The following is a 13,756-nucleotide window of genomic DNA, read 5'->3' as shown; positions in this document are numbered from 1 at the left end:
GAACTTTCGTCCTTTGAGGAATTTCCTTCCTAAATTTTCGATGGTTCTCCTTCTCTCTGTCCAAACGAGTATCCTTTGGGCAGAGGATGGACGTGACCGCCTGAATGCCGTCATCGGCAGAATGAACTCCCTGGAAAGTTTCCGTGCTTCTGTCACCATCAACGGTGGACTGACCGGAGTCGTTTCCTTCAAAAGCCCAAACCAACTCCACGTCAGGTTCAGTGATGGACGGATCATATCCTCCAACGGAAGAATTTTGTGGTTTTACAATCCAGATTCATCGATTGCAGGCAAACAAGACCTAAAAGGTGTTTCCGGTGGCCTTGGTGGACTACTTTCCGGCTATGAAAATGTGTCAGTTAGTGGAAGAACTTTTCGTCTAACTTCCAATACCAAGCGATATAATGAAATTATCTTGGTCGTATCTGATAACGACCTCCCTCGTGTACTCAAAATGAAACGTTCCGATGAAGAAATCACCGAAGTGGCCTTCTCAGGCATAGCGACCAATATAGGTCTCGGAACTGGACTATTCAACTTCCAACCTCCCACAAGCTCACAAATTGTTGAGAACCCTCTCAACCAAAAGGAGTGATTGTGACTCCGGTCTCCCGTACAGAAGCACATAGAGTTTTTGCCGACTTGTACCGTAAAACGCGGACACCGGAACACCAACAACTGATTGATGAAGCCATCTTAAAATCTAACGACGTCTTTATACGCATTGATCTCATTCGTAAAGTGGATGAAGACTATGAAAGCAAAAACAAACCCAAAAAAGATGATGGTCGGGACCGCGGCTTACCAGAACGCGAACAACAAAAAAGAGAAAATCCCAAACCACAGTCACAAAACACGGAACCAAAACCAAAACGCTCCAGTGATTTAGTGACAATCGACTCCGCCAAACAAAAACAAAACCCAGCAAAAAAAAGGGCCATTGAACAAAGACAAGGTGGAGGATTGCTTGCAGGATTATTTGGTGGTGGAGCTGGTAGTGTTAATAATTCTATCAGCAAATTTGGAAAAGAAACTGGCACAATTGACATTGGACTTTTTGGCAGAAACCCAACGATTTCCAATAATGTGGAAAAACTCTTTCGCGGAATGAAAGAAGATGTTCTGATTCCTACCATCCAAGCACTTCGTGTTTCCGAACAACAAGGTTGGAGGATTTGGACTCCACTTGTTTACAATATCATCAACAACTTCAATAAGTTTTATAACTCATTTGCTTCTTTGGATGCTTTGATTTTAGATAAAATTTCTGCAGATATATTTTTAGAACGATCTCTTAAAATGCAGATGTTTTACGTAAGGTTTCTCCAGAGAAGTGACGCAAACGACATCATCCTTTCCAATCTTCCTGACATTGTCAAAATGGATGATAAACTCACACCCAAACTCGGAAAAATTATGGAAGGTGTGAATTATGCTCTCAACTTAGAAAACACCAAACCAAGGTTATCCGACGCAATCACAGCTTTTTATATTGTAGCAAAAAAGAAAATGTTTACCTGGCCTGAGATTATAGCCGATTTACGTGTTCCCGCCATCCAAGAACATAAATTCCAAGCGGCACGTGAAATTCAAAAAGAAGTGGAGATCACTGTTGCAAAAATTTCTGATGATATCAATACAAGATCATTTAAAAAAGAAGAATTAACAAACTTACGTTCACGTTACTTTTCAATTGATGACAAAGGAAAAATCAGTTTTGATTTTTTGAATGTGGTTGTGGATGATTTTATGGCACACCATATGCCAGAATCGGCAAAAAGCCAAACTGTCAAAAACAGTTATAAATCACAACCTCATAGACTCGTTTACCTATTGTTAAGAGACCTACAAACAGTTTATATTAACTTAATTGAAGGATATGTTCGACTTGGTGACAAAAACCAAAACCAGGAACTCCTTCTCATCCAACCGGGACTTTTTAGGAACGAAATCGACCAACTCAATTCATTGGTGCGAACCATAGACAATTTCAACAAAAAATTCCCAAGTTTCCAATACAGTTTCCAACAGTATGGAATGGATTATAGTACTGGGAATGCTGCCAATGACCAAATCGCTGGAACCATCGTACAGGCTTTACAAGAAGCATCCGAATTTTTTGGAAGTTTTGCAGGCAAACTCAATATCATTGTGGAAAACCATTTGATGGCAAAAGTCACTGAATCCAAAGGGAAAGTGAATGATAAGATCGTTTCTACAAAAGATAAAGTCATCGAAGAAGTAAAAATTGCACAAAGATTCATTCCTCATTTTGATAAAATGGTTGTGGCAAAAGAAAGAATTAACGGGATGAAGGTGGAAGATGTATTCATCCAATTCACAAAATACCTTTATAATTATGCTGTTATCTTTAAAGATCCAGCAACCACTTCCAAACTTACAGCACACCGTAAAATTGAACAAGAACTGATCAAACTAAACAAAGAATACGAACGGCTCACTTATTCCACTTTCAACAAAGAATCAGGAAACACAGAAAGTTCTGAGTCTTCCGAAACTGATTCCGACACAATGAATGGTTCTGAATTAGAAGGAGAAACATGAGAGTCCTTACTGGATTACAACCCTCTGGCAAACTTCATTTAGGTAATTATTTTTCTGCGATAAAAAAAATCTTAGACTATCAATCCAAAGAAGATTTGTTTCTTTTTATTGCGAACTTACATGCACTCACAACATTTAGATCCAAGGAAGAACTAAAAGCCTTCACATTAGAATGCGCAATCGACTTACTAGCGCTAGGCGTAGATCCAAAAAAATCTGTTTTCTGGGTCCAAAGTGATGTCCCCCAAGTCACAGAACTCACTTGGTATTTATCTCAATCCATCACAGTATCTCAATTACAACTGGCTCATTCATTTAAAGACAAAGTGGCAAAAGGTTTTGTTCCTGGAGCAGGACTTTTTACTTATCCAGTGCTAATGGCAAGTGACATCTTATTATTTTCTGCAGAAAAAGTTCCCGTAGGCAAAGACCAAAAACAGCATTTGGAATTTGCACGTGATATAGCTGAAAGATTCAATTCACAGTTTGGGCAGGTTTTAACCATCCCTGAACCAGACATTGATGAAAATACAGCGACTGTCCCAGGTGTGGACGGAGCTAAGATGTCCAAGTCCTACCAAAACACGATCGACTTTTTTGGAACAGAAAAAGAAATCAAAAAGAAGGTGATGTCGATTGTGAGTGATTCTCGGGCCGTTGAAGAACCCAAAGATCCAGAAACCTCTGTGATCTTTCAGATCCATTCCCTTTTTCTCTCCCCTGCGGAAAAGGAATCACAAATCGAGAAATACAAAAGAGGAGGAGTCGGATACGGAGATCTCAAAAAAGACCTTCTTGATTCGATATTAAATCATTTTGCACCTTTCCGTGCGAAACGAGAAGACTTGGCACAAAACTTAGATTATGTGCATCAAGTTTTAAAAGAAGGAAAAGAAAAAGCGCAATCGGTGGCAGAGTCAAAAATTGCGGACGTTCGTAAAACCTTAGGCATCTATCCTTTTTAATTTCAAAAGAACCAAAATACAAAGATTTTTACCTCTTCGGATATGAAGCCGGAGACGAACTTACTCCCCAGAGCCGATTTTAGTTGGTTCTCATTGGGGATTTGTGGAACAGCCGCCTTAATGAAACTGGGAACCAAAACCCCAGGATTTCATTCTTTACTTCTCCTCTCCGTTCTTGTGCTCTTTTTTCTTTATTCGGTCCTACCCAGATTCACCTCTCACCAAACTGACAAACGAATTTATCTTTGTCTTTTAGCATCCCTTCTTTTTTTGTTCGTTGCAGATATAAATGGAATGGCCCGCAAAAGAATCACAAACCCCCTCTTTCGCACTTATTTAGAAACGCAGATCAAACATTCTCCATTGAATCAATTTGAATCCCGAATTGTTATGGGATTTGTCACTGGATCCACTAAAGAAATTCCTGGGAATTTCAAAGACCTGGCAAAAGAATCAGGCATCTTACATTTGTTTGCTGCCTCTGGCCTCCATCTAGGAATTTTTATTGGATCCATACAATTTTTTGGTAACCTTTGTTTTCCAAAACGGAAATGGATTTCTCTTTTCCTATCCTTAAGTCTGGGATTTTTATATTTGGTTGCTTTGGATTTTCCGGTTTCATTTTTACGTGCTTATTTATTTGTTTTTTTGACTTTAACTGCTTCCTTATTTTATAGAAAAATTGGGTCTGCGGATTTACTGGTTATCTCTTCTGCTTGCATTGCATTTTTTTTATACTACGATTTTTTAAGTATTGGATTTTTATTATCCTTTGGAGCTGTCTTTGGAATTTTTTTTATAAAACCAATTTTGGACAAACTACTTTTTCCAGATTCCAAATCCATACTCAAAGAGAATCTTCATCTTACAATCGCTTGTTCCATATGTAGTTTTCCTATCCTCGTTTATTACTTTCGTTCATTTTCCTTTGGAGGAATTGGAATCAACTTTCTTTTGGTTCCTTTGGCCGGTATTCTTTTGCCAACACTCTATTTGACTTTTTTTCTACAAAGCCTTGTTCCCATATTTTTTTTAAAACAACTTTCTTCTTGGATTTGGGTTCCCGTCTCTTTTGAACTTTCTATTTTTTTAAAATTATTCCATGAGTTCGCATATTACTGCAGAGGATATAAAACATGGGGCTCTGTTCCGACCGAACTTTGTATCTTGTCTCTACTTATCATTTTCCTTATTCCCTTTTATCCCAAACTTCGATTATTAAAACAGCCGATTCCAAAAATTTGTTTTTACTTTCTCCCTAGTTTGTTTTTGGGATTTTCTTATTTTTATCCTACCCAAACTCACCTACCTAGATTTACCACCAAACTAGGAAAAGGAAATCTTTCGATACGGATGAATGACCATTTGTATTTATTTGGAACTTGTTATTCAAAAAAAATGGCAGAACCTTTGCCCGGATTTCCACCCCCCAAAAAAATTTCTTTTGAATCGGAATCCTGTTTATCAGGTGTCCTTTCCCAAGTCAAAAAACACCAAATAACTGATGTTTTCTGGTATGGCTCATCCAATACCATTGATTGGACTCGCAAATTCACGCTTCCTGTGAAACTTAAAAATACGGAGATTCTTGGCGCTGAGATGAACCCGGTTTTTTCCATCATTCGGTTTGATGGAAACCCAAAAGGGGTGGATCAATTTTTAGTCCAAACGAATCAGGCGGACCAATCCAAAACCACACCAAATTGGAAAGGAGTATTGCTTTTGGACTTTCCACCCTGGAAAAAAAAGGAAGCCAAAGAATGGATTAGATACCAAAAACTACTTGGGATTTCTACTGCCTGGAAAATGATACTCGTTGAGGAAACATTTGAAATCCCCTTACGCGACTATCTCCAACATCCAGACCTTCTTTGAAGCCAAAGGCATCCGGGCCCAAAAGAAATTTGGCCAAAACTTCCTCATAGACCAGAACATCGTTGATTTTATTGTCAAATCCGCAGAACCTTTGTTAACCGAAAATATGTCCTTAGCAGAGATTGGAATTGGTCTCGGGACTCTCACTTATCCAGTTCTCTGTTTGGACAAAAAAACCTTTCTATTCGAAATTGATCATGCTTATATCCAATTGGCTAAAGAAGAAATTTTACCAATATTTCCAAAAGCAGTACTCTATGAAGGAGATGCCTTAGAGAACTTACACCATATCTACCAAGAAAAGGTTTTTGTATTTGGAAATTTGCCATACCACCTAACCACAGAGATCATCAATACCCTTGTCATTCATTGCAGAAATTTCCAAGGCGGAATTTTTATGGTACAAAAGGAATTTGCCGAACGCCTTGTCAAAGAAACGTCTTCCTTATCTGTATTTCTTTCTGCCTTCTGCGACGTAAAGTATCTAAAAACAGTCCATAAAAACTGTTTTTTTCCCATACCGAAAATCCATTCCGCTCTCATCCTTTTAAAACCGAAAATCCAAACAGAACCAAACGAGTGGAGACTTACCTCAGAACGGGATGTGGAGGTCTGGTCACGAATGCTTCGCACTTTGTTTTGGGGGAAACGAAAACAGATTCAGGTAAGTCTCAGAGAATCTCCATTTTCTGAAGATCCTCTCTTTCGAGAGGCTCTTGGTAAAGCCATCCAATCTGCGGAGATTCCGCCGACGGCAAGGCCCGAAGAATTGAACCGTGAACAATTTCTGACCCTGGGTCAACATTTGCTTGACCATTTGTCAAAATGATGGCAAAATCATCACCGCTATGTTCGAGAATTTCACACCTCCGCCCATTGTTACCTATGCCATTCCGGTATTCTTCCTTCTCATTGGAATTGAAGTCTACATTGGATACCGCAAAAACAAAGCCCTTTACAGGCTGAACGATTCCATCGCCGACTTAAGTACGGGGATCATCTCGCAAATCTGGGGTCTCTTTCAAAAAGGGATCGGACTCTTTGCTTATTTCTATATCTACGAACATTTCCGTTTTTTTGAATTTGCCATGACCAATCCCTGGGCTTGGGTCCTTTGTATTGTTGGCCAAGACTTTTGTTACTACTGGTCCCATCGTTTGGCCCACGAAGTCAATATCCTTTGGGCGGGGCATGTCATCCACCACCACAGTGAAGAATACAATTTAGTTGTAGCACTCCGCCAAACAGGACTTGGGGGAATCGTTACGTGGATTTTTTATGTTCCATTGGCTCTTGTCGGGTTCCACCCTTGGATGTATTTGGCAAGTGGACAGATCAACCTCATCTACCAATTTTGGGTACATACAAAAGCTGTCGGTAAAATTGGAAAGATCGGAGAATTCCTTCTCTCTACTCCTTCCCACCATAGAGTGCACCATGCCATCAACCCAATCTACATTGATAAAAACCATGGAGGGATCTTCATCATCTTTGATCGAATGTTTGGAACCTTCCAAGAAGAAACAGAACCTTGTGTGTATGGAACCGTAAAACCTCTTCGAAGTTTCAATCCAGTCTACGCCAATTTTCATTATTACTTAGAACTCATCAAACAAGCAGCCAGTGCCCCTTATTTCTTAGATAAAATTAAGGTGTTTTTCAAACCACCAGGTTGGTATCCGAGAGAGGGAACAAAACCCGCTGGTTTTTTACCAATTCCAGAGGTTCGTCCCGAAACTTTCCATAAGTATGATCCGAAACCTGGGCCAGAAGTGAGAACTTATACGACCACTTGGTTTGTACTTGTCCTCCTTCTCTCCTTTGCCTTCCTTCTTTTTGTTGGAAAGTTTTCTCTCATCTCCCAAATCCTTGTGACTGTTTGGGTGACCCTATCTTTACTTTCCATCAATGCCCTAATTGAAGGAAAATCTTGGGCTGGTGCCATGGAAATCTCAAGGCTACTCTTTGGATTTCTTGTCATTGGCTATTTCGATGTGGGTTGGGCTTATTATGCGATTGGAATTGTTTGCCTTCTTGTTGCAGGAATCTACCTCTACCGCACGAGCAGTCAGAAAGCCCAAGCAGCCTAAGTCCTTTTTTCTGAAATTGAAACGAACCAAAGCACTTCCTTCCAGATTCTTTCTGGTGGGAGTCCTGGATCCTACGTTGAACACCGATCTCTAATCTTTTTTCGCTGATAAAAAAGGATGACCTGAAAACCACTCTCAGTGTTATGTCACATAAATGCCATTAATAGGGCGAATTCTCCCAACCGTTCCCCTTGACCGGACGGGGCCCCATGAGAATTTGGCATTGCACCAGAGTTTTTGAGGCGAAATGAGATGAAGCGAAACCGAAGTTACTATATCATTCTAGTCCTAATCCTGTTTGTAGTGACCTACTCCGCTTATGCGGCTTACCAGAAACAAAAAAATGGTCCTGTTTTTTTGGACAACCATGTCTTCCAACGTTACAATGAGCAGTGGGGCCTTTGGGTAGACCTAAATGCAGAGAAAAAAAGCCTTCTCGAAAAGGCTTCCGAGTTTGGAATCCTTGCCCAAGAGGTAATGGAGATCAATAACTTAAAGGAATCAGACCTGGCTCGTTTGAAACGTTCCATTTTCTTTCCTTATTCCGCAGAATACATGCGGGGACTCCAAGAAAAAGAACTCTTCCGAGAAACTGTCGAATCTCCCATCGACCAATTCATTTGGCCAGTCCTTCCCAACCATAAATCTCGGATTTCTTCCCGGATTGGAAGGCGTTGGAACACTTGGCACACAGGCCTCGACATCGCCATTCCTAAAAAATCCATTGTCCTTGCTGCCGCAGACGGAGTGGTCGAAGAAGCGGGGAGAGGTGGTGACTATGGCCTTGCCGTTAAAATTTACCACCACGATATGAACCATTTCCATACCGTATACGGCCACAACCAAGAGTTACTTGTAAAACCAGGAGACGTGGTTCGCAAAGGACAGATCATTGCTTTTTCCGGAAATACAGGAAAGTCCACTGGTCCTCATGTCCATTTTGAAGTTCGATTTCACAACGTGTATCTCAATCCTGAAAACTTTCTGACTCCCTATGAAGAAGGAGTTGCCACAAGCATCGTTGGATTTGCAGACTAAGTATTAGTGACTAACCTGACAAAGAACAGTTGGACGGAAGAAATTTTCGACCGTCTGACAACCATCATACCCAAAGCACCAGGCATTGCCTGTTTTGATTTCGACAATACTCTCATTCGCAACGATTTCGGTGAAAAGATCATGGAAGAACTCCTCCATGACGGCCTAATTTATGTACCAAAAGATTTATCAGAATTTTTTCGAGATAAAGAACTTTGGAGAGACCATACCAAACTGAGCATCCCAGAGAAAGAAAGTTTGATTTGGGAAGAATACTCCTACCAACTTAAAGAATACGGAATCGAAAGAGGATACCGTTGGACTTGTTTTATTTTCCAAGGAATGGACATGGAAGAATACTATGAAGTGTCTAGAAAAGCTTGGGATCGAGTTTATATTCATGATAAAGATTCTGGTGTATTTCCCCAAGTGGAAATGAAAGACCTTATCTCTTATTTATACCACCATAAGTGGATTGTTTACATTGTGACCGCCTCGCCAGAACCAGGGATTGCAGCAATTTCTCATCTTTTCCCAGTAGAAGAATCTAAAGTTATAGGGATGAGACAAGAGTTAGGTGAAAATGGAAAGTTTACACATAGACTCATTGAACCATATACTTATGGAGAAGGAAAGGTGAAAGCCATCGAAGAGAGAATCGGTAAATATCCAGACCTTGCCTTTGGTGATTCTTTCAATGACTTTCCGATGCTTTGCCAGGCCAAACAAATGGCTGTGGCAATTAACCGAGACAACCCTGAGTTTGCTGCCGCTTGTGCTTCCAAAGGGATTTATATCCAACCTTATTTTACCTTTCCACAAGTACTTACATGAACCGGCTCTATTTAGTTTCTAATTCGATTGGGAATGACGAAGACATCCCTCCTCGCACCAAAACATTGTTAGAGGAAGCTGACTGGATCATTGGAGAAGAACAAAGGACTACCTCTACTTTTTTAAAAAAGTTAGGAATAACAAAACCCTTTGACCTCCTGAATGAACATTCTTCTAGAGAAGAGATGGATGAAATCGCAATGAAACTTGCGACCACCAAAAGAACCTGTCTCATTTCGGATTCGGGAAGTCCAGGGTTAGAAGATCCAGGCAAATGGCTTGTCCCTCTAGCTTGGGAAATGGGTGTAGAAGTTCGTTCGGCCCCTGGACCAACGGCTCTTATTGCCGCACTAACCAGTTCTGGGTTTGCCACCTCTCCCTTTCTTTTTTTGGGTTTTTTACCCCGTGAAGAAAAAGAAAGAGAACGAACGTTAAAACAATATATGGGGCTTGGAATCACCATCGCTTTTTATGAAACTCCTTATCGTGCCAAACATTGCCTAGAAACCTTGGCAAAAATCCTCCCTGGAGACCGCCAGATTTTTCTTGCCCTTGGAATCTCTATGGCAAATGAAACGAGTTTTCGAGGTTCAGCCAAAGAAATTCATAAAAAATTTCCGCAAGGTTTAAAACTTCCCCCGGTTTTTGTGGTGGAAGAGAAAAAAGAAAGGAACAAACGATAGTTTCTTGACAATACCTCTGTTATATTGGACGCTTGGACAATGGTAAGTAAAGTAGAGCAACCGAGTGACGGAATAGACCAATTGATTTCAGAGTCTGGCGATTATATAACAGATGTCGTCAAAGAAAACCTGAAACTCATCCGTCATACAAAAGGTTTTTCTTTGGACAAACTCGCAAACCGTTGTGGTGTGAGTCGTGCGATGTTATCGCAGATCGAACAAGGGAAATCGGTTCCTACGATTTCTGTGTTATGGAAGATTGCAAACGGACTCAACGTTCCTTTTTCGGAATTATTAAAAGAAAAAAACCAAGATGGAATTCATATCCTCAAAGCAGAAAATTCCAAGGTCTTGTATTCCAATTCGAAAGTTTTTGCAAGCCGCGCACTTTTTCCTTTTCTAGGAAATCGCAAAACTGAATTTTATGAACTCATTTTAAAACCTGGAGGACATGAAGTTGCCGAACCACATAAAACAGGAACCACTGAAAACTTGGTTGTTGTTTCCGGCAAACTAAGGTTACGTGTAGGCGAAAAAGTTGTCGAACTAGAACCAAAAGATTCTGTATTTTTTAAAGCCGATGTTTCGCATGAGTATTCCAATCCAACTGACCAAGAAACCCTAATGTATCTTGTTATGGATTATACGGACGAAATAGGTTAAGATTGGAATATAGAGAACTCAAAGTCAATTTACCCAAAGAATTGTCCGACAGTTTTTATGAACTGCTGGATACATTGCAATGTGCTGGTTATTATGAAATTTTATTTGATGGTGAGGCACCAAAAGAAAAAGACCAGGGCCTGATCCGAGACAATACCAATATTCGAATCTATTTACAAACTGACGAAATTCATAAAGAATTAAAGATTCTTATCTTTTTAAAAATCCATGCGCCGGACAATTCGAATACTGAATCGAGAAACATTGAAACTCGAGATTACGAAGAAGCCTATAAAGAATACTATAAACCATTTTCCATTGGGACAAAACTTTGGGTAATCCCTACTTGGGAAAAAAATGAATCAGAAACTATCAAACTTTGGAAACCAAATGGTGGAATTCCACTCTTTATCAATCCTGGTGTAGCATTTGGAACCGGCCACCATGAAACCACCAAACTTATATTAGAGTATTTGGATGAATTGTATACGAAAGGTGAGTTTCAATTTCAATCTGCATGCGATGTAGGAACTGGTTCTGGAATTTTATCTATTGGCCTTGCTAAATTTGGAGTTTCAAAAATTTTTGCTTTGGACATTGATCCCAATGCCGTGAAAGCCGCTTGGTCCAATTGGACAGATAATGAATACCCAAAAGGATTTCAATTCAGCGTGGAAGAATCGGGGATTGACAATCCGAAGTTATCAAATACTAAATATGATTTAGCCATTGCCAATATTACCTATGCCGTATTATCACAAAACATTCGTCATCTGGCAAAAATTGAAGCGCCAAGGATCATTTTTTCCGGGATTATAACAGAAAAAAAAGATCAGTTCTTAGGGTTGTTACAAAGCCATCTTCCTGGCAAACTACTCTACTCCAAAGAATGGAACGAATGGTGGGTTTTGGATTGGGTTCGTAACTAATCTTTATTTAAATACTTTATCAAACTGACCTGATTGCCTCGGTCATTGTATTCAATTCGATCAAAAACCGATTTTGTCATAAGAATTCCACGTCCATGTTGTACGTGGGCTTCGTTCATTTCGTCCAAAGATTTTTCCATATGTTTCTTATGATCGAACCCTCGACCTTCATCCGTTATCCGATAGGCAACATATTCTTTGGTAAATGAATATTCTATTTTGATTCGTTTTTGACGATACCTTGGATCTTCTTGTCTTTTTTGTAAAAACTCTAAATAGTTTCCTTCCAAAAGCGCTTTCGATTTTTCTTCAAAACTTATGTTTAGATTTCCATGTTCTACTGCATTGATTATAATCTCACGCACTGAGGACCTTACTTCTGTTTGTTCAATTGTTGTAAGGTATTTTGCGAGTTGGGAAGTGATCTTTTGAGATACAATTTCTGCATTACGTAAATAGTTATTCATAGAAAGCTCAATTTTCTCTGAATCAATGAGTTGAATGATTGTATCTTCAAATTGTGAGGACATTGTTGCCAATACCTCTCTTGTTTCTTCAAAATCAATGTATTGTAATCTACAGTACATTTCCTTTGGTTCTTTTACATATTTTTGTTCAAACTCTGTTTTAAAATTAATTATCGAACCTGTCATTTTTAAGTCGGTCAATTTATCTGTGACATACATAACATTATATTCTGACTTTTGATCTTTTCCCGTATACACCAGGTCTGTAATTTTTTTACCTCTTAAGTCATCCAATCGAAACCCCATATGTTTAGATAATGCCCTGTTTGCATTGATGACTTCAAAGTTCTCATTCATCATCAAAATAACTTCATCAGATCCTTGGAAAATTTCTCGAAATCGTTTTTCTGATTCTTCAATTTTCAACTTAGCGTGTGAAAGTTCTCTAATATGATCCCTAAGACTACGAGTTAGAAAGTTGATACGGTCAGCAAGCCCTAGTGACAACAAAATAGTTTGTAAGGCAGTTCCAATTTGTATGGTCCATCTTGTAATTTGATTGTCTGGCAAAAAACCCAAACTCTTTAATGAATACAAAAGAACACCCATAAGAAAAAAAGACCAAGAAATTAAAAAATACCGAGCAGCCCGCACATTAGAAAAATAAGTGGAGGCTCCACTAAACACCATAATAAGAGCCGTTGGAACTGTGAGTATAATGGCTGTGACCATTGCAATCCGGTAACTTAAAAAAAATGTAAAACCGGAGAACAAAAAAAGTATCCCGGCCCAAATCCACATCAATTTGGAAATCTTTGGAAGGTGTTTTTTTAAACTCAGATAATTATCTGAAAAGATAAGTCCCGTGATACAAGACATACAAATAAAAAAAGGAAGAGAATAATTTGCCCAAAAAATCCAATGCGGCCAAAGGTATTGAAATGCAAATCCATTGTTTATAAAATGAAAGAAAAAAATGGAACTTACAAAAAACATATAAAAAAGATAACTTTTTTCATAGGTAAAAATGTAGATAAAAAAGTTATACGCAATCATCACAAATAAAATGCCGTAGAACAATCCAAAGATCATTTGTTCTTTATTTAACTGATCATAAAAATCGCGTTCATTCCATATACTGATTGTTAGTGGAATTGTGGACTCGGACAAAATCCTTAAATAATAAACTGAAGATACACCAGGTTTTGTTTCCAAAGGAAAAACTGGATTACGATAATCTAAATTCCTTGCCGGAAAAGGATGTCTATCACCTAAAGCTCGTATCAGAGATTGAGGAAGCTCTTTTCCAAAAATTTGAATTTCATCCAAAAGTGGAAAATCAAAAACCAAATTCCAACGGATTGTATCTTCCGTAGGATTTTTGATTAAGATGCGAACCCAAAAAGTGGATTTTGAAAAGCCCAAGTTGGGCGATGATAATTTTAGAAATTTTGAATCATAAGATCCATTCGTAATATTTTCTTCTGAAATGGATTGGTCTTTGTCTTCTAAAACAAGGACATCCGACCAGATATTTTTGCCACTTAGTTCTGGACTGAGTAGAACTGCTGGTTCAGATAACAAAATCCCAGGCAAAAACACTAGAAAACTAAGAAACGTTAATTTGGTTTGGCGGAAAGACAAAGG

At 39.0% G+C, this 13,756-nt stretch carries 12 protein-coding genes; 11 read left to right on the top strand and 1 reads right to left on the bottom strand.

The genetic code is table 11. The annotated features are described in order from the left end of the window. The first annotated feature begins 40 nt into the window (after window positions 1-40). The 11 genes from CH364_RS04530 to CH364_RS04480 all read left to right on the top strand — a co-directional run bounded on the left by CH364_RS04530 (window position 41) and on the right by CH364_RS04480 (window position 11,642). Window positions 41-595 (top strand): LolA family protein, encoded by a 555-nt coding sequence (locus tag CH364_RS04530; RefSeq protein ID WP_243401249.1) that lies wholly within the window; start codon window positions 41-43, stop codon window positions 593-595. A 2-nt stretch (window positions 596-597) separates the two neighbouring features. After that, complete coding sequence (locus tag CH364_RS04525; RefSeq protein WP_100742394.1) at window positions 598-2,565, top strand: hypothetical protein; 1,968 nt, start codon at window positions 598-600, stop codon at window positions 2,563-2,565. Beyond that, the gene (gene trpS / locus CH364_RS04520; protein WP_100742393.1) at window positions 2,562-3,530 is read left to right on the top strand and encodes a tryptophan--tRNA ligase; all 969 of its coding nucleotides are present in this window, start codon (window positions 2,562-2,564) and stop codon (window positions 3,528-3,530) included. The genes CH364_RS04525 and trpS overlap by 4 nt, the downstream gene beginning before the upstream one ends. A gap of 42 nt (window positions 3,531-3,572) precedes the next feature. Beyond that, a complete protein-coding gene (locus tag CH364_RS04515) occupies window positions 3,573-5,405 on the top strand; it encodes a ComEC/Rec2 family competence protein (protein ID WP_100742392.1) in 1,833 nt (610 codons plus the stop codon). Further along, window positions 5,359-6,234, top strand: coding sequence for a 16S rRNA (adenine(1518)-N(6)/adenine(1519)-N(6))-dimethyltransferase RsmA (gene rsmA / locus CH364_RS04510; protein ID WP_100742391.1), 876 nt, complete (start codon window positions 5,359-5,361; stop codon window positions 6,232-6,234). Before CH364_RS04515 ends, rsmA begins: the two co-directional genes overlap by 47 nt. A gap of 19 nt (window positions 6,235-6,253) precedes the next feature. Next, window positions 6,254-7,495, top strand: coding sequence for a sterol desaturase family protein (locus CH364_RS04505; RefSeq protein ID WP_100742390.1), 1,242 nt, complete (start codon window positions 6,254-6,256; stop codon window positions 7,493-7,495). A gap of 252 nt (window positions 7,496-7,747) precedes the next feature. Next, window positions 7,748-8,533: a M23 family metallopeptidase gene (locus CH364_RS04500; protein ID WP_100742389.1), complete on the top strand. Its 786-nt coding sequence runs from the start codon at window positions 7,748-7,750 to the stop codon at window positions 8,531-8,533. Window positions 8,534-8,539: 6 nt separating this feature from the next. Next, window positions 8,540-9,367 carry an HAD family hydrolase gene (locus CH364_RS04495; RefSeq protein ID WP_100742388.1) on the top strand — a complete coding sequence of 276 codons (828 nt, stop codon included), beginning with the start codon at window positions 8,540-8,542 and terminating at the stop codon, window positions 9,365-9,367. Then, window positions 9,364-10,050 carry a 16S rRNA (cytidine(1402)-2'-O)-methyltransferase gene (gene rsmI / locus CH364_RS04490; protein ID WP_100742387.1) on the top strand — a complete coding sequence of 229 codons (687 nt, stop codon included), beginning with the start codon at window positions 9,364-9,366 and terminating at the stop codon, window positions 10,048-10,050. The genes CH364_RS04495 and rsmI overlap by 4 nt, the downstream gene beginning before the upstream one ends. A gap of 39 nt (window positions 10,051-10,089) precedes the next feature. After that, complete coding sequence (locus tag CH364_RS04485) at window positions 10,090-10,713, top strand: helix-turn-helix domain-containing protein (RefSeq protein ID WP_035983954.1); 624 nt, start codon at window positions 10,090-10,092, stop codon at window positions 10,711-10,713. 2 nt (window positions 10,714-10,715) lie between these two features. Further along, a complete protein-coding gene (locus tag CH364_RS04480; RefSeq protein WP_100742386.1) occupies window positions 10,716-11,642 on the top strand; it encodes a 50S ribosomal protein L11 methyltransferase in 927 nt (308 codons plus the stop codon). Here the strand turns inward: CH364_RS04480 and CH364_RS04475 are convergent. Further along, complete coding sequence (locus CH364_RS04475) at window positions 11,639-13,753, bottom strand: 7TM diverse intracellular signaling domain-containing protein (protein ID WP_100742385.1); 2,115 nt, start codon at window positions 13,751-13,753, stop codon at window positions 11,639-11,641. The genes CH364_RS04480 and CH364_RS04475 overlap by 4 nt on opposite strands. Window positions 13,754-13,756 lie beyond the last annotated feature (3 nt).

The sequence above is a fragment of the Leptospira harrisiae genome (assembly GCF_002811945.1).
Classification (GTDB): domain Bacteria; phylum Spirochaetota; class Leptospiria; order Leptospirales; family Leptospiraceae; genus Leptospira_A; species Leptospira_A harrisiae.
The sequence above is the reverse complement of the archived record's forward strand: the minus strand, read 5'-3'. Positions and strand labels throughout refer to the sequence as shown.

What these genes read in the sequence shown, in the direction of transcription:
- CH364_RS04530 (WP_243401249.1), top strand. Translation starts at nt 41, where the DNA reads ATGGTTCTCCTTCTCTCTGTCCAAACGAGTATCCTTTGGGCAGAGGAT.
- trpS (WP_100742393.1), top strand. Translation starts at nt 2,562, where the DNA reads ATGAGAGTCCTTACTGGATTACAACCCTCTGGCAAACTTCATTTAGGT.
- CH364_RS04515 (WP_100742392.1), top strand. Translation starts at nt 3,573, where the DNA reads ATGAAGCCGGAGACGAACTTACTCCCCAGAGCCGATTTTAGTTGGTTC.
- CH364_RS04505 (WP_100742390.1), top strand. Translation starts at nt 6,254, where the DNA reads ATGTTCGAGAATTTCACACCTCCGCCCATTGTTACCTATGCCATTCCG.
- CH364_RS04500 (WP_100742389.1), top strand. Translation starts at nt 7,748, where the DNA reads ATGAAGCGAAACCGAAGTTACTATATCATTCTAGTCCTAATCCTGTTT.
- rsmI (WP_100742387.1), top strand. Translation starts at nt 9,364, where the DNA reads ATGAACCGGCTCTATTTAGTTTCTAATTCGATTGGGAATGACGAAGAC.
- CH364_RS04485 (WP_035983954.1), top strand. Translation starts at nt 10,090, where the DNA reads ATGGTAAGTAAAGTAGAGCAACCGAGTGACGGAATAGACCAATTGATT.